At 33.2% G+C, this 23,354-nt stretch carries 14 protein-coding genes; 12 read left to right on the top strand and 2 right to left on the bottom strand.

Annotated elements, in window-relative coordinates; translation table 11 throughout:
• The first annotated feature begins 63 nt into the window (after positions 1-63).
• Positions 64-873 carry an endonuclease/exonuclease/phosphatase family protein gene (locus tag Q4Q47_RS04900; protein ID WP_303305532.1) on the top strand — a complete coding sequence of 270 codons (810 nt, stop codon included), beginning with the start codon at positions 64-66 and terminating at the stop codon, positions 871-873.
• 179 nt (positions 874-1,052) lie between these two features.
• On the opposite strand, the gene Q4Q47_RS04895 is transcribed toward Q4Q47_RS04900, so the two are convergent.
• Positions 1,053-1,643 carry an RNA polymerase sigma factor gene (locus Q4Q47_RS04895; protein WP_303305531.1) on the bottom strand — a complete coding sequence of 197 codons (591 nt, stop codon included), beginning with the start codon at positions 1,641-1,643 and terminating at the stop codon, positions 1,053-1,055.
• A gap of 118 nt (positions 1,644-1,761) precedes the next feature.
• Here Q4Q47_RS04895 and Q4Q47_RS04890 point away from each other — a divergent pair, with 118 nt between their 5' ends.
• The 9 genes from Q4Q47_RS04890 (at position 1,762) to Q4Q47_RS04850 (ending at position 15,239) form a co-directional block, all read left to right on the top strand.
• Positions 1,762-2,931, top strand: a complete 1,170-nt coding sequence (locus Q4Q47_RS04890; protein ID WP_303305530.1) for a FecR family protein — start codon at positions 1,762-1,764, stop codon at positions 2,929-2,931.
• 282 nt (positions 2,932-3,213) lie between these two features.
• Positions 3,214-6,651 carry a SusC/RagA family TonB-linked outer membrane protein gene (locus tag Q4Q47_RS04885; protein WP_303305529.1) on the top strand — a complete coding sequence of 1,146 codons (3,438 nt, stop codon included), beginning with the start codon at positions 3,214-3,216 and terminating at the stop codon, positions 6,649-6,651.
• A gap of 16 nt (positions 6,652-6,667) precedes the next feature.
• Positions 6,668-8,080: a RagB/SusD family nutrient uptake outer membrane protein gene (locus Q4Q47_RS04880; RefSeq protein ID WP_303305528.1), complete on the top strand. Its 1,413-nt coding sequence runs from the start codon at positions 6,668-6,670 to the stop codon at positions 8,078-8,080.
• Positions 8,081-8,650: 570 nt separating this feature from the next.
• Entirely contained in the window at positions 8,651-9,583 is a 933-nt protein-coding gene (locus Q4Q47_RS04875) for a glycerophosphodiester phosphodiesterase family protein (RefSeq protein ID WP_303305527.1), read from the top strand.
• Positions 9,584-9,680: 97 nt separating this feature from the next.
• Positions 9,681-11,024 carry an MFS transporter gene (locus tag Q4Q47_RS04870; protein WP_303305525.1) on the top strand — a complete coding sequence of 448 codons (1,344 nt, stop codon included), beginning with the start codon at positions 9,681-9,683 and terminating at the stop codon, positions 11,022-11,024.
• A 20-nt stretch (positions 11,025-11,044) separates the two neighbouring features.
• On the top strand, positions 11,045-11,674 hold the full coding sequence (locus Q4Q47_RS04865; RefSeq protein ID WP_303305524.1) for an HAD family hydrolase: 630 nt from the start codon (positions 11,045-11,047) through the stop codon (positions 11,672-11,674).
• 110 nt (positions 11,675-11,784) lie between these two features.
• The gene (locus Q4Q47_RS04860; protein WP_303305523.1) at positions 11,785-12,744 is read left to right on the top strand and encodes a glycerophosphodiester phosphodiesterase family protein; all 960 of its coding nucleotides are present in this window, start codon (positions 11,785-11,787) and stop codon (positions 12,742-12,744) included.
• A 482-nt stretch (positions 12,745-13,226) separates the two neighbouring features.
• Positions 13,227-14,567: an endonuclease/exonuclease/phosphatase family protein gene (locus tag Q4Q47_RS04855; RefSeq protein ID WP_303305522.1), complete on the top strand. Its 1,341-nt coding sequence runs from the start codon at positions 13,227-13,229 to the stop codon at positions 14,565-14,567.
• Between the two features lie 195 nt (positions 14,568-14,762).
• Entirely contained in the window at positions 14,763-15,239 is a 477-nt protein-coding gene (locus Q4Q47_RS04850) for a GNAT family N-acetyltransferase (RefSeq protein ID WP_303305521.1), read from the top strand.
• Between the two features lie 830 nt (positions 15,240-16,069).
• On the opposite strand, the gene Q4Q47_RS04845 is transcribed toward Q4Q47_RS04850, so the two are convergent.
• On the bottom strand, positions 16,070-17,167 hold the full coding sequence (locus Q4Q47_RS04845; RefSeq protein WP_303305520.1) for an acyltransferase family protein: 1,098 nt from the start codon (positions 17,165-17,167) through the stop codon (positions 16,070-16,072).
• Positions 17,168-17,915: 748 nt separating this feature from the next.
• On the opposite strand from Q4Q47_RS04845, the gene Q4Q47_RS04840 reads away from it, so the two are divergent.
• Together Q4Q47_RS04840 and Q4Q47_RS04835 are read left to right on the top strand one after the other, a co-directional pair.
• Positions 17,916-18,248, top strand: a complete 333-nt coding sequence (locus Q4Q47_RS04840; RefSeq protein WP_303305519.1) for a hypothetical protein — start codon at positions 17,916-17,918, stop codon at positions 18,246-18,248.
• Between the two features lie 758 nt (positions 18,249-19,006).
• Positions 19,007-23,353, top strand: coding sequence for a CusA/CzcA family heavy metal efflux RND transporter (locus Q4Q47_RS04835; RefSeq protein ID WP_303305518.1), 4,347 nt, complete (start codon positions 19,007-19,009; stop codon positions 23,351-23,353).
• Position 23,354: the final 1 nt, after the last annotated feature.

Here is a 23,354-nt window from a genome sequence, read left to right as displayed (position 1 = left end):
ATCAAATATTATTTGATTACATTTAGTAGTTACACATTTGCTTTAAATAATTTTAACAAAAAAATGAAGAATAATCTATTCAAAGTCACTTTACTTGTGCTATTAGTTATTAGTTCTGCTGAAACGGTTTTAGGACAAGAATTTAAAGTTATAGCCTATAATGTTGAATTCGGAAAAAATACATCTCCAAAAGCAATATCTAAACTTTTGAAACCTGAAAATGCTGATATTATCTGTTTTAATGAAGTCCCGGCACAAGGATGGACTAAAAAAGTCGGAAAATTATTGGGATTGCCATATAGTTATGAAGGTGAAATTGCTTCTGCAAACCACACCGATAAATTCATAGATAAAACAAAAAAATACTATGGGAAGTATAAATCTATATTAAGCAAATATCCATTAGAAAATACGCATGAGGTTTTACTTGAAGGCATAGGTTGGTCACCAGCTTCAGCAGTAGTTGCAAATGTTGTTATTGATAACAATAATAGTATTCAAATATTTAGTTTGCATATTCCTTCTGGTAAATCTAATCCGATCAAAAGTAAAGCAGAATATTTGTCAAGATTAATTGAAAACAATTATAATACTTCAGATATGATGATATTGGCGGGAGACTTTAACGATTTATATAATTCCAAGGTTTTATCATATTTGTATCATATTGGTTTTTATAATTCGTGGAAAGCGCTTGACATAAATTTAAAAGATAAAACCACTTATATTTATCCTGAATCACCAGATGATACCGTAATAGACCATATATTTTTTAAAGGTTTAAAAGTAAAAAGAGCGGAAATAATCGAAGAAAAAGAAAAGCCTCAGTCCGACCATAAACCTATTTGGTCTGTATTTGAATTACAGCAATAGCAATGCAGAATAAAAATATGGTGCACACAGGGCATTAATATATTTCTTATCAACTTTTAGTTTTAATTTTGCATGTATGCTTTGTAAGGTAAAAGACAAGTAAGTTAGGAAATAAAGTTGTTGGAAAATATAATAGATTTACAATACAATAGTTTTCGCTTTTTAATTCAAATTGAAATCTAAATTTTAAGGTTTTTGTTAATCCCAAAAAGTAAAAATAAAATACTATTCATTTTACCACCCAGAGTTTTTCTCAAAATAGAAAACGCTTTAGTTATATGAGCTTCGACAGATTTTATGGAAACATTTAAGTACTCTGCAATTTCAATATTGGTAAGACCTTCTTGCTTACTTAATAAAAATGTTTGTTTGCATTTGGGAGGTAAATTCCCTATTTCCTTTTTTACAAGAGCAATTAGTTTTTCTAACGAATTTTCATCTTCCTTTTCAACAATATGATTCAAAGCATCAATATATTTTTTCTCTATGGTCATAACCGTTTTTCGTTTACGATACTGATCAATAAATTCATTATATACAGACCTGTATAAATAATTCTTCACTAAAAAATGATCTTTAAGTTTTAATCTATTCTTCCATATATAAACAAACACGTTCTGTACGATGTCTTCAGAAAGGTCATGGTCATTTGTTAACCCATACGTGTAAATACAAAGCTTATGGTGATAAGAATCTACTAAAAAAGTATAGGCTTTAGGTTCCCCTTTTTTTAACGACCTAATAAGATCAGTGTCATTTTTAAAAACCATTTGCATATTGAAAATGATAAAATTTGATATGAATTAAAGCGAAAATATAAAAAAAACTTAATTAAAAGTTAGGGTTGTTCGATTTTGCTTCGCTTTAATAATATAGAATGTAATAATAATGATAACGAAAAGAATACAAAAGCTGATAGCTAAATACCTTGTAAATCAAGCTTCCTTTTCAGAATTGGATGAGTTAGAACAATGGCTCAAAGACTCAGATAATGAAAAGGAGTTTGCCCGTTTTGTAAAAACAAATTATTTAATAGAATACAACTTGAAGAAATTTAATAAAGATATAACCAAGTTAAAACTTTACGACCTTATCGAACAGGAAAAGAAAGTTTTGAGATTAAAGAGAATTCAAAAATATTCTAGATATGTAGCTGCAGCTGTAGTAGTAGGTATATTAGCAACAGGTTATTTCTTTAAAGATAATATCTTTAGTACACCCATTGAACAAACTCCAACAATAGTGAATACTAAAGCTATCGTGCCAGGAACAGACAAGGCAACATTAACTTTAGGAGATGGTTCTATTGTAGTTTTGAAAAAAGGCAATACATATCAGGGGCAAAATGCTAATAGTAATGGCGAAGAAATAATCTATGAAGCAAGTAAACAAAAACCAACAGAAATAGTATATAATTATTTAACGGTTCCAAGAGGCGGAGAATATTATATTGTCTTATCCGATGGTACACGTGTTTGGTTAAATTCAGAATCTCAGCTTAAATATCCTGAAAGTTTTATAGAAGGAGAAACACGAGAAGTAGAACTGGTATATGGTGAAGCTTATTTTGATGTGTCCCCAAGTACAGAACATAAGGGATCTAATTTTAAAGTGTTTAATAGGTCTCAAGAAGTTGAAGTGTTGGGAACAGAATTCAATATTAAAGCTTACAAAGATGAAGTTAATATTTATACCACATTAGTAGAAGGAAGAGTTGTTGTAGATAATGGTATTTCAAAGCAAAATTTAATTCCGAATCAACAATCTAATTTAGACCTTGAAAAGAATAGTATTAAAGTAACTGTGGTTGACGTTGAAGGGGAGATTTCATGGAAAAATGGTGTTTTTAGTTTTAAAGGGAAATCTTTAAAAAACATTATGAGAGTTATATCTAGATGGTATGATGTTGATGTCATCTTTTTAGATAAAAATTTAGAAGAATTAAAATTTAAAGGTGTTTTGAGTAAGAATCAAAGTATTGAAGAAATTTTATCAATTATGAAGTCTAGTACAATAAGCGACTATAAGATTAAGGATAAAACTATAATTTTAAAATAGACCATTCATTTTTGTTAGATATAACTATCTGATAACATTGAAAAGACCTTGTAAAAGGATGAATAATAACCATTTAATAAAATATAAGGAACTGCTTATGAAATAAAAAAACAATTACAAAAAAGAAGGATAAAGTTTAACCCGCAAAAGTATAAAACTCTATCCCCTTAGATCATTATCTATTAATTAAAAGTGTTTAACTAACAAATAATAAACAAATTTATGGAAATTAAATTAACTAATGCCTGTTTTCAATATAGAAAATGGCTCTTAATGATTATAATGAGAACTTTCATTTTCTTATACTGCACCATGGTTTTTGCCTTAACACCAAATAATGTTATTTCACAAAATTCTAAGATTAAGGTTAAAGAAGATAAGGTATTAACTGTTGATGAGGTATTTGACCTTATCATGGAGCAAACGGATTATAAATTCTTTTATGAAGAAGGTATATTCAAAGACTTTCCCAAGGTACATTTAAAGAAAGGGACTTTAAAAACTAATAAATTATTAAATAGGACCTTGTCCAAAGGTGATTTAAATATTATAGTAACTAATAATAATGCTATTTTAATACAAGAAAAACCTAAAAAAGCTATTACCTCAGGTCAGCAACAACACAATGTTTCTGGAGAAATAACAGATGCATCTGGTCAACCATTACCAGGAGCTAATATTCTTGAAAAGGGTACAACAAATGGAGCACAAACAGATTTTGATGGTAAATTTTCATTAAACGTAAGCAGTGCAAATGTCATTTTAGTAGTGTCTTATATTGGTTTTTTATCGCAAGAAGTATCCGTTAATAATCAAGAGACCATTACCGTTGCTTTACAAGAAGATACAGCTAAGTTAGATGAAGTTGTCGTCGTGGGATACGGTACAAGTACCAAAGAAAAGTTTAATGGATCTGTGTCGAAGGTAAATAATAAAACGCTAAACAATTATTCTTCTGCAAATTTTGAACAGTCATTGGCTGGTACAATTTCGGGTGTTCAAATATTAGGTAATAGTAAAAACCCTGGTGATAATTCCGTAATCCAAATTAGAGGTCTTAGTACCTTGACTGCTGGGACTAACCCATTAATTGTAGTTGATGGAAACCCATTAAGTGAGGGATCTTCATTAAGTTCGGTAAATACAAATGATGTCGAAACTATCAGTATACTAAAAGATGCCGCTTCTGCTGCCATTTATGGGTCTAGAGCATCAAATGGGGTCATATTAATTACAACAAAAAAAGGAAACAGAGGTAAACTTAAAGTGACTTACAACGGTTATGTTGGTTTTCAATCACGGATTGACAAATTTAAAGTGACCGATGCCTATGACACAGCATTATTCGATTTAGATGCTCGTAACTTTGGTTATATATCAGGAGGAGCAGGAAGAAGTATTACAGATGATAATGCTACAAGAGATGCCAATGGTGGAGGAAAACGAAGTAGAATACCGACGTATCTTCAAGGATATATAGATGGTACTCCTGGTCTTACCAATACAAACTGGAATGATGCCGTTTTTAGAGATGCCATGCAACAAAACCATTATTTAAACCTTAGTGGTGGAAATGAAAAAAGCGACTATTCTATTTCATTTGGGCATTTGAATCAAGATAATATCATTATTGCTTCCGGTTATAAAAGATATACCAATAATATAAGATTCAATTCACAGATTAGCGATCGTATTAAGTTTGGTATTAATACAAATATTTCAATGTCTGATGCGACTCCTACAGGAGAACGCGCTTGGTCACAAACCCTTTTAGGTAGAGGCAGACAAGCAGATCCTGCATTTACAGTGACATTGATGCAACCCTATTATCCTATATATAACCCAGATGGCACCTTGGCCATTGCAGCACAATTAGATGATAATAACCAAAATTGGGATGGCCCAATTTCAGAAAACACAATAGCACATGTGCTATTGTCTGATTTTACTAAAAAAGGTTTTAGGCTTTTTGGAAATACATTTGTTGAGATTGAACCTATAGAAGACCTTAAATTTAAAACCTCCTTTGGCGGGGACTACAGCACCAGTGTAGAAGAATTCTTTGCGCCTTCAACTTTTGGTAATTACAGAACACCAGTAGCTAATAATCCTACACAAGCAGCAAAGTATGATACCAAGAGAGAGAATTTTATTATCGAAAATCTTTTAAGTTATAAGAAAAAAATTAAATCACATACATTTGATGTATTGTTGGGATATAGCTATCAACAGGAATTTAGAAACGAAACCGACCTTGAGAGTAGAGATTTTGCTGATGACAATATAAGAAACGTGAGTGGTGCGACGTCTATTACTGCAACGTCTAAAAGTAGTAAATGGGCATTAGAATCATATTTTACACGTTTACAATATGATTTTGACAACAAATATACCTTGTCTGGATCTATAAGAAGAGATGGATCATCACGTTTTGGAGCCAATACAAAGTATGGAAATTTTGCTTCAGTGTCAGCAGGGTGGGTTTTGAGTAATGAATCTTTCTTTCCTCAAGACAAGTTAATTAACTATGCAAAACTTAGGGCAAGTTTAGGTCAAACAGGTAACAACCAAATTGGTGATTTTGGTTCCGTTGCATTAATCTCTCCTGATAATTATGCCATAGATGGAAGTCTAACTTCTGGAGTGTACACGAGAACATCACCAAATGCCGATTTGTCTTGGGAAACCAATACGGCTGTTAACTTTGGTTTAGATTTAGGGCTTTTGCAAAACAAATTGTTTTTTACAGCAGAATATTATACGTCTAAAACAACCGATTTGTTATTGGATGTTCCAGTGCCTCAACAATCTGGTTTTTCTGAGTCTTTACAAAATATTGGAGAATTAGAAAACAAAGGGGTAGAGTTCGAAATAAAAGGGCGAGACTTTAATATTGGTGATTTGAAAATTGGCTTTAATGCTAACATTTCTCATAGTACAAATAAAGTATTAGCGCTTGGTAACGGACAGAGCCAAATAATATTTAGTTCAGGGGTAGATTTCATTACTAAAGTAGGCGAACCAGTAGCACAATTTTACAATTATAATGTTACGGGTGTTTACAAGTCACAGTCAGAGATCGATAACGATCCGGTAACGCCGTTATCTGGTACAGAAATAGGAGACTATATTGTACAAGACACCAATGGTGATGGCAGAATCACATCTGACGATAGAGCCATGCAGGGAGACTTTAATCCCGATTTTACCTATGGTTTTGGATTTACATTAAACTACAAAGGATTTGATCTATCTGCTCAATTCACTGGTATTGAAGGGAGAAAAGTGTCCGATCATATAATTAATCGTACCGAAAGTGGAGAAGGTTTCTTTATTCCTTCTCAATATTATTTTGATAACTATTTTAACGATCGCAATCCAGATGGATTCTTTAGAAGACCAGATTTTTCTAGTTTTTCATCTGCGGGGAGGCTGACAAGAAAATCAAATCTTTCAGTACTTGATGGTGACTACTTTAGGTTGAGAAGTTTGCAATTAGGGTATACATTACCAAGTAGTATCATTGATAAACTGAGTATTGATAACCTAAGACTATACTTCACAGGAAACAATCTGTTTAATGTCACAAAATTTAGAGGATATAATTCCGATGGGGTGGATACAAGATCAAATGAAAGGCAGTCGTTGTCCCGAGGTTATATTGATTCATCGAGTCCATTAACTCGATTTATAGCCATAGGAATGGATATTAAATTTTAATTAAAAAAATATAGAAATGAATATCAAATTAAATATTATAACTATAGCCTTAATATCGTTGGTTTTAGGGGCTTGTTCAGATAAGTTAGATTTGTCCCCAATAACAGAGAAGGCAGCAAATAATTTTTATACTAGCGAACAAGAAATTGAAAGTGCTGTTATAGGCGCATATGCTCAACTTCAAAATGGAGGACTTTACGGACTTGATTTAATTGGTGCTGGGGAAATATCGGGAGAAGATACTTTCGAGGAAATTGCGGCAAACGATGGTGGCCGTTTTGGCCAATTGGACGATTTTTCAACAAATGCTGGAAATGATTTAGTGGGAGACATTTGGAAAGAGTCTTATGAAGGCATTCAAAGAATTAATATTGTTCTTAATCGAATCACCGATATAGAATATGAAAATAGCACGATTAAAAATAACCGAATAGGTGAAATGAAATTCCTTAGGGGTTTGTTGTACTTTAACCTTGTAAGATTGTATGGAGGCGTTCCATTGGCGCTTGAAGAAACAACGAATCCTTCCGATTACTTCGGACAAGGGCGTGCCACGGTATCAGATATTTATGCGCAAATTGAATTAGATTTAAATGATGCGATTCAAAACCTTCCACCAGATACAGATAAATTAGCAGGAAGACCAGCCAAAGGAGCAGCTCAAGCCTTATTTGCCGATGTACAAATGAATCTCGGCAATTATAGTGAAGCTGTTACAATTCTAGGGCCGCTTGTTAACTCTGGGAATTACAGTTTAATGCCATCGACATCAGAAATTTTTGGTGTTGCTAATGAAGGTAATTCAGAAATCTTATTTGAAGTTCAGTTTGCCAGTGGTGTTGATGGTAATAATGAAGGGGAGCCTGCTGCATCGCAATTCAGACCCTCAGGGACTACAGCAAATGCAAAGGGACATAATTTGCCTTCTGCAGAATTTGTAGCACTTTATGAATTAGGTGATACACGAAAGGATGATTATGTAGGTCTAGATGCAGCAGCTAATCCATTTTACTTCTCATTGAAATATGAAGTGTCTTCAACAGGAGCAGATGATGGCGGTTCTGATCATATCATTATTAGATTTGCCGATGTGCTGTTAAAATACGCCGAAGCATTAAATGAATCAGGAGGTTCAAATGCAGCGCAGTATCTTAATATGGTGAGAAATAGGGCAGGATTGGCAAATACAACGGCTACAACACAAAGTGAATTGAGAGATGCCATAGAGATGGAAAGAAGGTTTGAGTTTATAGGAGAAGGACATCGCTGGTTTGATTTAAAGAGAACAGGTGAAGCCATTCAAACTATGAATGCATGGTTTACAGCTAATAGTATAAATGTAACTATAGATGTTGACAACCTTATTTTGCCCATTCCGCAAAGTCAAATAGACACCGATCCTGCGATTACTCCAAATCCAGGATATTAAAAATAAACAAGAATAGTTTTTTTGAGTTTAGTTTATTAGTGAGTCTGTCTAAAAAGTGTCATTCTGAATATTACCGAGAAGCGAAATATATTTTGTTTCGAAGGTAGCAGCGAAGCTGTGAAGAATCTCTTTAAATTATAATGTTTTGATTTATAGAAATATAGGGTTCTTCGCTATGCTCTGAATGACACTTTTCAGGCAGCCTCATTATAACTTAACTATTCCATTTTTTCAATGAACTCATTTAGACTTTTTGGATTTAAGCGAAAATTAGAAGTTTTCAGCTCTGTTGAAGATTTTTTTGAGTTGCATAGCAGAGCTACGGAAGGAAAAAAAGACAAAAACAGAGTTGAAAACAGCCATTTTTTAGCAAATTGAAAAAGTCTAAATGAGTTCAATATCAAGTTTCAAAAAAAGAGCATATTTAGTGAATTTAGAATGGATTAATCTTTAGAAAACAGAAATAAAATAATCATATAAATGAGATGAGCCGTAACAATTTCCTGATATCAAACGAAATGTTTAATGGCGAATTACATCTGACCAATAAAAACAAATAAATAAAAACAGATGAAAACATATTTTTCCATACTTACTTTTTTTATGGTATTAATGTCTTGTAATAAAGAGGTTGCAATAAAAAAAGAAAAAAGCGAAGAGGAATTCAAAATAGCTTCAATTCAAGAAAAGATTGTAAACTTCAAAGATTCAAAAAATAAAGAAGTCATCGTTGTTGCGCACAGAGCAGATTGGAGAAATGCCCCTGAAAATTCATTACAGGCTATACAGAACTGTATCGATATGGGTGTAGATATGGTGGAGATAGATGTTAGAAAAACAAAGGACAATCAGCTAGTAATCATACATGATAGAACCATTGATAGAACAACTACAGGTATGGGTCTTGTTAAAGATTGGACTCTAGATTCTTTAAAGATGTTACAATTAAAAGATGGTTTAGGTGTTGCTACCCAACACAAGGTCCCTACGCTTAAAGAAGCGTTATTAATTACTAAAGGAAAAATACTAGTTAATCTAGATAAAAGTTATGACATTTTTGCTGAATGCTTTGAGGTTATAAAAGAAACGGGAACTCAAGATGAGGTAATAATCAAGGGAGCTATTAAAAGAACAGAAGTAGAGGAAGATTTTGGGCAGTATTTGGATAAGGTACTTTTCATGCCTGTGGTAAGACTTCACAATCCTGGAGCTAAAGAGATTGTTGATGAATATATGGCATCCAATCCACCTGAAGCCATCGAGTTTACTGCTAAATATGATACACTACAAGGCATAAAAAGTTTTAAAAAACTAAGAGAACAAGGAACCAGTGTTTGGGTAAATTCACTTTGGCCGCAACATAATGGCGGTCATGATGATGAAAAAGCAGCTATTAATCCTGCGGTTTATGATTGGTATATAGATAACCATGTTGATATCATTCAAACCGATAGACCAAAATTATTATTGGATTATTTGCGTAGCAAGGGACTTCATAATTAAAATCAATTTTTTTCATAGTTGATTGAGTTAGTTTGAAAGCGCAGCATTCATACTGCGCTTTTTCAATAAATAAAACACCCCCTTTAATTAACACACCATGATTAAAAGAATCATAAATTTTTATACGGCATTAGCAGTCGGAGCAAAAATTGAAAATCAAAAAGAAATCGATAAGAAATACAAACGTTTAAGATGGGCGGTCTTTATTTCTGCAACTATAGGCTATAGCTTGTTTTATGTGTGTCGTTTAAGTTTAAGTGTGGTAAAAAAGCCAATAGTAGGTTCAGGCATATTAAGCGATTCAGAAATAGGTATGATCGGTTCAGCACTGTTTTTTGCCTATGCCATAGGAAAACTCACAAACGGTTTTTTAGCAGATAGAAGCAATATACGTCGCTTTATGGCAACAGGATTGTTATTGACTGCGCTCATCAATTTGGCGTTGGGCTTTACAACCTCCTTTACTATGTTTGTTGTGCTTTGGGGCTTTAGTGGTTGGTTTCAATCCATGGGAGCCGCACCAAGTGTGGTATCCTTATCACGATGGTTTAGTAACAAAGAACGCGGTACCTATTATGGTATCTGGAGCGCCAGTCATGGTCTAGGAAAAGCCATCACCTTTATAGTAGTAGCCTTTATGGTAAGTATTTCAGGCTGGCAATGGGGTTTTTGGGGAGCCGGATTAATTGGCTTAGCGGGAGCTTTAATGGTTGCCCTATTTTTACATGATTCTCCCGAGAGTAAAGGGTTGCCATCTATTGCAGATTATAAAAATGATCATGCCCCGGTTTCGGCAAAAGGAAAATCAGTTGGAGCTTTGCAGAAAGAAGTCCTAAAAAATCCATATATCTGGATATTGGCACTAGCCAGTGCCTTAATGTATGTTAGTAGATATGGTATAGAAAGTTGGGGGATTTACTATTTAGAAGCACAAAAGGGATATACGACTTTAGAAGCTAGTTCTATTGTTTCTGTAAGTGCGGTTAGTGGTATTATTGGTACGATAATATCGGGTATAATCTCAGATAAATATTTTAAAGGAAGTCGTAATGTTCCGGTACTAATAGCGGGTATTTTAAATGTAATGGCCATTTCGTTATTTCTGTTTTATCCAGATGGTTACCCATGGGTAGATACGGCTAGCATGTTCATTTTTGGTTTTGCTATTGGGATTCTAATAACCTTTTTAGGAGGGCTAATGGCAGTAGATATTGCTTCAAAGAAAGCTTCAGGTGCTGCTCTAGGACTAATTGGTATTGCAAGTTATATAGGCGCCGGAATTCAAGATGCCATAAGCGGCTATTTAATTGGAGACAATCATACGACAATAAACGGTATAGATGCTTACGATTTTTCAACAGTAAAAATATTCTGGCTAGGAGCTGCAGTGTTGTCATTAATATGTGCCTTGTTTGTATGGAATGCTAAGGCTAAGGATTAAATTATAAAAATTTATAGAAGATGTCCAAAGAAAATTTAAGCAAATTAAAAAATATCATATTCGATTTAGGTGCTGTAATTATGAATTTGCATGTTCCAAAAACGATTAGTGAATTAAAACATTTGGGTATAATAGATATTGTTAATGATACAGGTCATTATTATACCGATCCTATTTTTTATGATTTCGAAATAGGAAAAGTATCTGAATTTGAATTTTTAGAAAAACTTAGAAGCATGTCTAGTCTAAATCCTTCAAAGAATGAGATAAGAGATGCTTGGAATGCTATGATATTGAATATTCCTAAAGAAAGAATAGGACTTCTTATTAATCTAAAAAAGAAGTATAACCTATACCTTTTAAGTAACACGAATAGTATACATCAAGAAAAATTTGAAAGAGATTTCGAAATTCAAAATGGCTATAATTTTAAAAATTTATTTAATAAAGTGTACTATTCGCATCAAATGGGAATTAGAAAGCCAGAAGAAGGGATATTCCGTTACGTTCTTAAATGGAGTGAATTAGAAGCACAGGAAACACTTTTTATTGATGATTCGATAGACAATATTAAAGCGGCTCAAAGATTTGGGATTCAAACGTTTCATATAAATTCCAGAAATACATTACATAGTTTGTTTAGAAATTAACATAAAATAATTAATAGTTATGAAACTTCCATAACGAACAGTCGATACCCAAGGGGAAGATTATATATGGAAGCTACATGTGACCAATTAAAAACAATAAATATAAACACATGAAAAAAATAATAGTTGTGTCATTATTGATATGTGCTCTTGTTTCTTGTAAAGAGAATACACATAGAACAAATAATACCATAAAAGCAGTTAGTAGTAAAACGAGCACGCTTATTTTAGAGCAGCTTAAAAATCCAACAGAAAACCATGTGCTAGCAGTTGCGCATAGAGGAGACTGGAGAAATGCGCCAGAAAATTCTATAGATGCGATTAATAGAGCTTTAAAAATGGGGATTGACATTGTAGAAATTGATGTTCGAAAAACGAAGGACAACCATTTAATTGTTATGCATGACAAATCTGTTGACAGAACCACAACAGGCAAAGGTAAAATAGCAGAAATAAAATTAGACTCCATTCAAAAACTGGTACTTAAAAATGGAGCAGGTATGCCAACAAAGCATAAAGTGCCAACTCTAAAAGAAGTTATGAATTTTGTAAAAGGAAAACCTGTATTACTTAATTTAGATAAAGCCTGGGATAATCTGCCAGAAAGCTTTGCTATTTTAAAAGAAACAGGGACCATTAATCAAGCTATTTTTAAAGGTAACGACCCATTGCATGTCATGCAAGAAAAACATGGAAAGCTAATGGATAGTATTCATTACATGCCCATGGTATGGCCTATTAATTATAACATTTATGGGGAAACAGCAGAAGCTCCAGATATTTATGCCAAAGGATTTATTGATAATTACAAACCTATAGCCTTTGAGGTTATTTATGATAAAGAAGATTCTCCAGTTATTGATGGCATAGCATTAATGAAAAAAGAAAAAATAACGGTTTGGGTAAATACGCTTTGGGATGAATTATGTGCTGGACATACCGATGATAAAGCATTAGAGAATCCAGAGGCACATTGGGGATGGATTATTGAAAAAGGAGCGAATGTTATCCAAACAGATCGCCCAAAAGAATTACTAGAGTACTTAAGAAAGAAACAATTGCATAATTAGTGACTGGTCGGAAACAGACTAATTTTATCAAAAGATTTATTTTTGGTGAGATTTGGATTTACTTTTTATGAGGTGATGCCTTAGCATCAGGCGATTAAAAATAAATACAAAGATTGTAAAAAGAAACTTTTTTAATTTTGCTATGTTTCCGACCAGTCACTAATTAAAAGTTTAAATTTAAGTTGGTTTTATTATTGGAGTAGAGCTGTTAATTTGTTCTGTTTCTAATTTATCATAAAACATAGAAAAAATACAAAGTATTAGTAGAAGTGGTTTAAACTTTTTATAATTGGCTGCAAAATGTTCTTTTATCCCCACATTTTGCCTTTTTATTACTCCGTAGCGATGCTATGCAGCTCTAAAAAGCCTTCATTTGGGAATAAAATGACTATTTTTCGCTTCAATCAAAAAAGTTTAAACCACTTCGTATAGTAAATAAAAAAAAATCAGGATATTTATCTGCTGAATCCACAAGTTATCCAATGAAAAAAAAATGCTATGTCCTGTTTTTTGTAGTTTGTTTTATGCAAATTAATTTTGCTCAAGATTATGCTGTCCAATTTAAAATAAAAACCAAAAGTAACACCAAAACATTCCCATCGTTTGTATCAAATAAAAAATGGGATGGAGCGAAGATTGTAGATCTGATAAGTACTTCAAATATGGGACTTACTTTAGAGTCTGGAAGAATGGCAGGCTGGTCAGTTTTTATACAACCAAATGGTTCTTGGGGGTGGAATATTGGTGATGGAAAAGCACGTTTGGATTATTTACCATCCGAATTACAAAAAGTAAATGATGGCAAATGGCACCAAATAGCCATGTCGTTTTATCTGGACAAAAAAACAGCATGGCTGTATTTTGATGAGAAACATGTGGCTATTTATAGTTTAAGTGAGCTGAATTTAACAAAGGAACACCTTACCGATAATATGGTGTTTTCAGAGAACAACCAATTCAGTATCAAAGAAGAAAAGACAGGAACGTTTAAGATTAAGACAAAGGAAAATAAAGGTTATTTAGAAAATACTCCAGATAAATTAACCGTAATGAGCTGGAATATATGGCATGGCGCGCGTCATAATGGTGTTGAAAAAGGAATTGAACAAGCGATTACGGCTATAAAAGAATCGGGTGCTGAGCTAGTATGTATGCAGGAAACTTATGGGTCTGGACCAAAAATATCGGATGCCTTAGGAACGTTGTTTTATTATCGTAGTTCAAATTTATCAGTGCATTCAAAATATCCAATTGTAGATACTTACGATTTATATCAACCTTTTCGTTTTGGCGGAGTACGTGTAAAAATGGGAGCCCAATTGGTAGATGTTTTTTCATTGTGGATTCATTACCTGCCTGATATTTCTAAAATGTATCCTGGAGAATCGGTTGCCCATATTCTTTCAGAAGAAAATAAAACCAGAGGTTCAGAAATAAAAGATATTTTAAAGAGTTTACAAATGGCGGCTATTTCAGGCGAAAAAATACCGCTTATTATTGGAGGGGATTTTAATAGTCCTTCTCATTTAGATTGGGGAGAAAATATGAAACTATTTCATAATGATTATGTTATAAAATGGCCCGTTAGTGCATCAATGGCAGAAGCAGGTTTTATAGACTCTTTTCGTGAAATGGCACCAATTCCGAGACATAGTTTGGGGCTAACCTGGTCTCCTCGTTTTCATGAAGACCTGCAAGACCGTATCGATTATATATACTATAAAGGAGCTTTGAATTGTGTAGACGCATATGTAAAAGGGTATACCGATTCAGAATGGCCTAGCGACCATGCCGCTATTGTTGCCAAATACAGATTTAAGTAATATTTACTCATCTTTTTCGTAGTTTTATTTTGAAATAGATAGTATAATTTAACGCGATAATGTTTAAACCACGTAGTGTCGCTTCGAGTGCCACGCCAAGGTGTGGTGTATCGAGAAGTACATTGAATTTCTTATCCATTATTCACATTAATTAAAGCAAGCATGGGTTTTTACAAACAATAAAACTAAATATTTATGACACAGTTAGCTCTAAGAAAAACCCTTGAGAATGATTTGGATGTCCTATTTAACTTCCAAAGTGATCTCATTGCTAATAATATGGCAGCCTTTACATCTGAAAACCCAACAGATAAAGCTACCTATTTAAAAAAATGGACAAAACTTATTAACGATCCAAAGGTTAATATTCAAACTATTACTAAAAATGATGTCATTATTGGTTCGGTTTTACATTTTGAGATGATGGATCAGACCAATGTATCCTATTGGATAGGACGCCCATATTGGAAGCAAGGCTTTGCAACAAAGGCCTTGGAATTGTTTGTAAATACAAAAACAAAGAGAAGGCCTTTATATGGACGGGTTGCCTTTGATAACTTAGGTTCGCAAAAGGTTCTTAAAAATTGCGGGTTTACTTTTATTGGAAAAGAGAAGTATTATGCCAATGCCCGAAAAAAGGAGATAGAAGAACACATTTATATGCTCAGCTAATCGTGTTGTTAAGTTTTGTGGTTATGATTACAATTTAAAACGACTACAAACTATATTGCTACTATTTTTATAACTTTCCTTCTTAGTGAGTGTACCTACAAATATTGATAAATGGCATATAATGGTTTTAAAAAAGCAGCCACGAATACACAAATCTGCCTGACTGGTAGGTCTCACTAATATTCCTATCTATCGACAGGTTTGGCAGACTGAAAGTCTGATTCGTGTTCATGCTGAGATCGGTGTTAAATATTTTAACTAGCGAATGAAATGACGTGAGATTGTCATTCCTGCGAAGGCAGGAATCTAACGTATGTACACAAATATTGTATAATAAAAAGTTGGACACGAATGACACAAATTAACACAAATCCCTAAACTGCACAGGCTTGAAATCTGTCGATAGACAGATTAATTAGTGAAAATTTGTGATATTCGTGTCTTTTTTAAATATGTGTACACACAGTAGTTTGCAGGAATGACAGGCAGATTTATTTTTACTACCAACATCATAATAAATTATTAAGATTTAATGTAACTGCATTTTATTTATTAAACCTATATAATGTACTGAAAATTAAAAGTTTGCAAAAATATGTCAATAGTGATATAATATGCCACAACCATAATTTGTGTATTCGTTGCTTTGTATCGGTAGATCCTCAAGATTTAGTGAACAACCGTTTATATTGATTAAACCAACAGAAATGATAGCTTAAAAAGATGAGATCTATTGTAGTTTAGCAAAGACAGGCTACTCGATACGAAGCAGAAGCTTATAAAAAGCCACTGTTTTATGTTTTTTAACCTTCATAACGAAGTTCTAATATTTAAACTTTTATGAATATTTTTTTCCTATACAATAAATAACCCAACAGAACATAAAGCAGGACAACAGTAAGCCCATATAGCAATGAAGAAAATTTAAGACTTAAAAACTCATGCATAAAAATAGTTTTGTAAAGCCAGGAATGAATATTACTATCAGCTCCGACTTTTATTAAATACATAGATTTAGATATAAAACTAGATAAAAAGTAAATGGTAATAGCATTCATTCCCACATATTTAAATACGGTTCCAAATTCATATTTTTTGATATCTTTTAAATAATAAATAACGGTGAGAATTAAAGTGCCCCAACCACTGGTTACTAAAACAAAACTACTACTCCAAAGCGCCTTGTTTATTGGAAAATAAATATTAAGCAAGTAACCGGAAAGTAATAAACCGAGTCCAACAAAAAATAAATAGCTCACTTTAGTGAGTCCATCCAGCAATTTTCCAATTAAAACCCCTAAAAGACAGGTTACAACTGCAGGTAATGTGCTAATCAGCCCTTCCGGGTCATAATCCGATTTCCACATATGTTTGCCTAAAATTTTTAAATCTAAATAATTTGCCCAATTATTTGGAGCTCTATCAAATGTTGGTGAAATACCATTAAGGTTAGGAAATGGCATAAAACCGAGAAATAACCAATAGCTGACTAAAATAACTGTTGAAATAGTTATCAAACTTTTCCAATTACAATTAAGATATAATACAGATGAAATTAAAAACACAATACCAATTCTTTGAAGCACTCCTAGGAATCGTAAGGTTTCAAAATCAGAAACAAAAGGAAAATAGGGTAAAAATAAACCGAGAAATAACCCTAATCCTATCAGCTTTAAGCTTCTAATTATTATTTTTTTGTAAATGGATTTACTGTTCGATTTATTCTTGTAAGCGAAATAAATTGAAATACCAACGATGAATATAAAAAAAGGAAATATTAAATCGGTCGGTGTTAACCCATGCCATTCAGCATGCAATAAAGGAGCATAAACATGATTCCAATCACCGGGTGTATTAACCAAGATCATAGCAGCAATAGTAAACCCTCTTAAAATATCTACTGATTCTATTCTTTTTTTTTCTAACATAATTAATCTAAAAATTCTCCGACCCTTGGGGCGAGGTTTCCTATTTACCTCTCCTTTAGAGAGGTCAGAATTGCTTTTTTTTGTAATTCTGGGTGAGGTAAAATACAAAATTTCAATTTTTGACCTAGAGGTCAAAACCTGTACTCAACTTGATTGGGTATGAGACTGGGGAAATACCCACATGGCTTGCCTCGAGGATAGTCGGTTTCAAGAAATTTTTTATTATTCCTAATTTTTATTCAAATATAATTAATATTCCTATCCTTTTATAAGCCTCATTTTATGTCTAAAAAAAGCATAATAAAGACTATTTACAAAGAAGTTGATAGAGTTTCTACATCTAGAGGATCTATCTGGAATTATTTTTAAATGGATGAATGGTTTCCACAATAACTCTTTTTCTAAATGTCATTACATTGTACATTTGAAATTAAGAATCAGGTGTTTATATTATTATTAACCCGTTGTGCATTTTGAATCAAAAATGTATCAATATGTCAGTTCGAGTGATTTTGAGGCACGAAAAATTGTATCGAGAACCCATTTACAAGCTAAAATTCTTATTCTCGATACAAATTTCACTCATTTCAATCGTAAAATTCACTCGAATTGACAGAATTTTATCAAAATGCATAACGGGTTATTATTAGAGCAAAAAAGTAGAGTCAAGGTACTGTAAATCAAAAATTAATAGAAGTTTAACTGGTGTAGTATTAATAATATTATGATAGTTTGTATCTTTGCTTCAATGAAATTTATAGTACTTATATTGGCAGCATTAATTCTTACATCTCCGATGCGGGAGCATGTAGATGTTGTTGTTGTTGGTACATATTGCGATAATTCAGAAAGTTTTGATAACATAGGACTAGATGATCAACATCATGATGATAATGAGGACGAAAGAAATTCAAACCATCATCATCATTGTGTAGATATGAGTATTACTAACATATTTACACCTACTAAGTTCGAGTTTCAACTTGATTTTTCACCTGAATTTAAGAAACCAATATTTTCATATAAAAAGTTTCACTCTTTTAGCTTTTTAGACCGCCTTTTTCAACCCCCTCGGGTTTAATTCAATTTTTTTTAGAGGATACTTATACCAATTTGAATGTAAAATATCGTATTAAAGCCGATATTATTTTAAAATCTAAAAACGCTGTGATTAGATTGCATAGCATCGTTACGGAATTTATGAACAAGGCATTTAGATTTAAAAAAGCCTGTACTCAACTTGATTGGGTAAACAAGTCGACATGCGACATTTTACATTCAAATTGGTATTAAATCCTTACACGTCCTATTAAAATAACGCGACTTCGATATAAATAACTCTTTTGTTGTTTTTAAGTTAGTTGTCATTTCGACAGACTACTGTGTGTACACATCTTTAAAAAAGACACGAATGACACAAATTCACACGAATCCAGCACTCTATGGCGTAGATTGGACTCAACATGAATACGAATCCCTGGCCCATACAGGCTTGAAATCTGTCTATCGACAGATTGATTAGTGAAAATTTGTGGCATTCGTGTCAAGCTTTTTATTGTTCAATATTTGTGTGTACACGGTAGATTTCGGCAGAGTGAAGAATGAGCGACGAGAAATCTTATAATTATGAGATTCCCTGACTGCCATCAGGCAGGCTCATCATAAGCTTCGCTTCATATCTTCAAACAAAACATATTTTGTTTTTGATAGTGTTCAGGAATAACAAACAAACTCTTAACATTCGTATCGATCAGTTCTTTGTCTAATGCTAGGCAAGATGAATTATGTAGAACTCACGTTAAAACAGGACATATTTATAATTGAATTAATAAAAATTTTATGATTAATAAACTTATTGAGTTTTCAATCCATAACAAATTTGTTATTGGATTGTTTACACTCGCATTAATAATTGGAGGCATTTACAGTGTTAAACAAGTACCTGTAGATGCGGTTCCCGATATTACTAATAATCAAGTTCAGATTATTACCCAAGCCCCTAACTTAGGTACAGAAGATATAGAGCAATTTATTACCTACCCTATAGAAATTGCTGTTGCAAACCTTCCGGAAGTCACAGAAATAAGATCTATTTCACGTTTTGGACTTTCAGTTGTTACGATTGTTTTTAGTGACGATTTAGACACCTATTTACCACGACAATTAGTATCTGAAAAACTAAACGAAATTAAAGCTAACATTCCGGAAGGTTTTGGAGAACCTTTTATGGGGCCTATATCGACAGGCTTAGGAGAAATTTATCAATATACTTTAGAAGTTGCCCCAGAGTTTAAAGATAAATATTCTGCCACCGAACTACGTACCATACAAGATTGGATTATTCGCAGGCAAATGGCGATGGTTCCAGGTGTTGTAGAAGTGAATGCCTTTGGTGGAAGTATTAAGCAGTACGAAGTCACTATGGATCCTAATGAATTGAATGCCATAGGGTTGACTATCAATGATGTGTATGCTGCATTAGAAAGTAATAACCAAAATACGGGAGGCGCCTATATTGAAAAAAACCATCAAGCTAATTTTATTAGAGGGGAAGGTTTAGCCCGTACTTTAGACGATATTAAAAATATTGTAGTTACGAATAGAGAAGGTATTCCCATTACTGTTAAAGATATAGGAATTGTGCAATTTGGTAAAGCGACGCGGTATGGAGCATTAACCAAAAATGGAGAAGGAGAAGCTGTCGGTGGTATGATTTTAATGCTAAAAGGAGCAAGTACAGACACTGTAATAAAAAGTGTAACTGATAGGATGGATGACATTCAAAAATCCTTACCAGAAGGTGTTACCATAAAGTCATTTTTAGATAGAAGTAAACTCATAGCAAACACAACATCTACGGTGAAGAACAATCTAGTTGAAGGTGCGCTCATCGTCATTTTTATCTTGGTATTTTTCTTAGGAAACTGGCGGGGAGGATTAATAGTCGCTTCTACGATTCCATTATCACTACTCTTTGCTTTTATACTTATGAACGCTTTTGATGTTTGGGCAAACTTAATGAGTTTAGGGGCCATTGATTTTGGTATTATCATTGACGGCGCGGTCATTATTGTAGAAAGTGCCGTTTTTCTTATCTATCAGCGGATTAAAAAAACTGGAGCCATGACGGCAAAAGATAGAGATGACATGACATATAGTGCTTCATCAAAAATGATGAATACCGCTTTCTTTGGGCAATTCATTATTCTTATCGTTTTCTTACCAATTCTGGCTTTAGAAGGCGTAGAGGGAAAAATGTTTATTCCTATGGCTTTAACTTTTAGTTTTGCTATGATTGGCGCTATGGTATTGTGTTTAACATATGTGCCAATGATGACGGCGTTATTTTTAAAAGCGCCCAAAACAGAAAAGAAATATTGGGGAGACAGGATAGTACATTGGTTAGAAGATACATATGAAAACATATTGGTAAAAGCTTTAAGAAAAGGAAAAATCATTGTTGTTTCATCTGTTGTATTACTCGCGTTAGCCATATTTACCTTTACCAGAATGGGCGGAGAGTTTATTCCTCAATTGGATGAGGGCGATTTGGCCTTTCATGCTATTTTAAAACCAGGAAGTTCATTAACAGAAACAATAGAAACAACTACAAAAATTGAAAAAATAATAAAACAGAATTTTCCAGAAGTTATTGATATTATAAGTAGGATAGGTGTTGCAGAAGTGCCAACAGATCCTATGCCTATGGATATTGCAGATGTTTTTGTCATTCTAAAACCTCAAAACGAATGGACTAGTAATATGACCAAGGAAGCCCTTATTGATAAGATGAAAACTATGGTAGAGCAGGTTCCTGGCGTAAATTATGAATTCACACAGCCTATCGAAATGCGTTTCAATGAACTTATAACTGGAGTAAGGGAAGATATTGCTGTAAAGCTTTATGGTGACGATTTGGATATGCTGGCAAAAAAAGCAGAAGAGATTGGTAAAATAGTAGCCACTGTCGATGGTGTTGCAGATATGAAAGTAGAAGCGACTTCTGGCCAGCCTCAAATTACTATTCGTTACAATAGAAGTAAAATAGCCCAATATGGTTTACAAATAAAGGCGTTGAATAAACTTATAGAAACTGCTTTTGCTGGCGGTGTTGCAGGAACCATTTTTGAAGGTGAAAAGCGTTTCGATTTAGTGGTTCGTCTTAAAGAAGAGTTGCGACAGGATTTAAGTAATGTAAAAAACCTATTTGTTACTTTGCCTAGTGGTACTCAAATACCGTTGAAGGAAGTGGCTAGTATAAGCTACAAACCAGGCCCCATGCAAATAAGTCGTGATAATACCAATCGTAGAACCTATGTTGGTATTAATGTTAGAGGACGCGATATAAAATCGTTGGTAGAAGAAATTCAACAAAAAATTGAAACCGAAGTGACCTTGCCAACAGGATATTATGTGCGTTATGGCGGAGCCTTCGAAAATTTAGAGCGTGCTACTAGCAAATTAAAAACGGTTGTTCCTATAGCATTAGGGCTGATATTTGTCCTCATTTTTATGGCGTTAAAATCATTTAAACAAACCATGATGATTTATATGGCTATTCCATTGGCAACTATTGGAGGTGTTTTTTCATTAATGCTTCGGGATATGCCTTTCAGTATATCGGCAGGCATCGGTTTTATTGTGCTTTTTGGGGTCGCCGTATTAAACGGTTTGGTATTGATTAGTGGGTTTAACGAACTTAAAGAAGAAGGAGTTACAGATATTAACGAGCGTATTAGAATAGGTACAAGACGGCGTATTCGTCCCATATTGTTAACGGCCTTGACCGATATGTTAGGGTTTTTACCAATGGCTCTATCAACATCCTCAGGAGCCGAAGTGCAACAACCTTTAGCAACAGTGGTTATTGGTGGTCTACTAACATCTACATTGTTAACCTTATTTGTTATCCCCATTTTATATAGATGGATTGAACGTAAAAATGATGAACTTATGTTCCCAAAATTGAATACCTCTGGGAATAAAGCTATTATAGCAAGTTTTGTGTTGTTATTTAGCTTCGGAATGGCTCAAGCACAACAACCAACCATTTCCATGGAAGAAGCCGTTACATTAGCATCCAAAAACTATCCGTCTATAAAAGCTGCTGTACTTTCTATTGAAAAGGAGAAAGCTTTAAAATCTACGGCTTGGGATTTTGGTGATACCAATATTTTTACATCGGGAGAAGAAATAGGAAATAATAATTCTGGGACTTATACCACTTTAGGAATTGGACAAAGTGATATGGATATTTTCGGAATTTCTTCAAAAAATAAATTGGCGAATGAGACTATTAAACTCGCCAAAATAAATGTGGAATTAAGTACTTTAAGTCTCAAGCAGAACGTTCAAAAGGCTTGGGCAAAAGCCTATACAACTAAGAAAATATTTGAATCTTATAATAAGATACTTTCTGTATTTTCTGGATTAAATAAAGCCATAGACTTGCGTTTTGAAACAGAAGCTATTTCAAAACTAGAATACAATGCCACCAAGAATCAAGGCAAATTGATTGCACTTAAAAAGGAGCAAGCGCTGGTGTCTTATAAAATGGCATTACAGGAATTGAATCAGTGGTTATTTACAGATATATGGTATGATGTAGCACCAACATCATTTAATACATTCGATAATAACCTTTTAGTTAATGAAGCAAGTCTGAAAGACCATGTGCTTTTCAAATTATGGCAAAACCAATTGGACGTTGCAAATGCCCAACAAAAGGTTTCTAACGCTCAGTTTTTACCAAAAATATCTGCACAATACGGATTTCAAAAAATAGCAGATCAATCCGGATTCAATAGTTTTCAAATTGGTGTGAAGATCCCTTTAATATTTAACAAAGCCAAAGGGAAATCTAAAGCCTCAAAAATTAATAGCGCTATTATAGAGCAAGAAAATATAGCTAAACAAACACAGTTTAAAAGTACTTTTTATGCTATGCTTTTAAAATATGAGCAGTTAGAAGCAAGCTGGCAATATTATAAAGATGAAGCACTTCCATTAGCTATAGAGCAGCGAAATGGTGCAACCTTATCATATAAGGAAGGTGCTATGGATTATATAGCCTTTCTTCAAAATATGAAAGCGGCCATTCAATTAGAAATTAATACTTGGAATATACTTCAAGACTATTTAGAAAGTAAAATACAGTTGGAATACTTTTTAACATCAAAACAATAAA

The sequence above is a fragment of the Flavivirga spongiicola genome (assembly GCF_030540825.1).
GTDB classification, from domain to species: Bacteria; Bacteroidota; Bacteroidia; order Flavobacteriales; family Flavobacteriaceae; genus Flavivirga; species Flavivirga spongiicola.
This window is presented reverse-complemented; position numbering and strand designations above follow the sequence as displayed.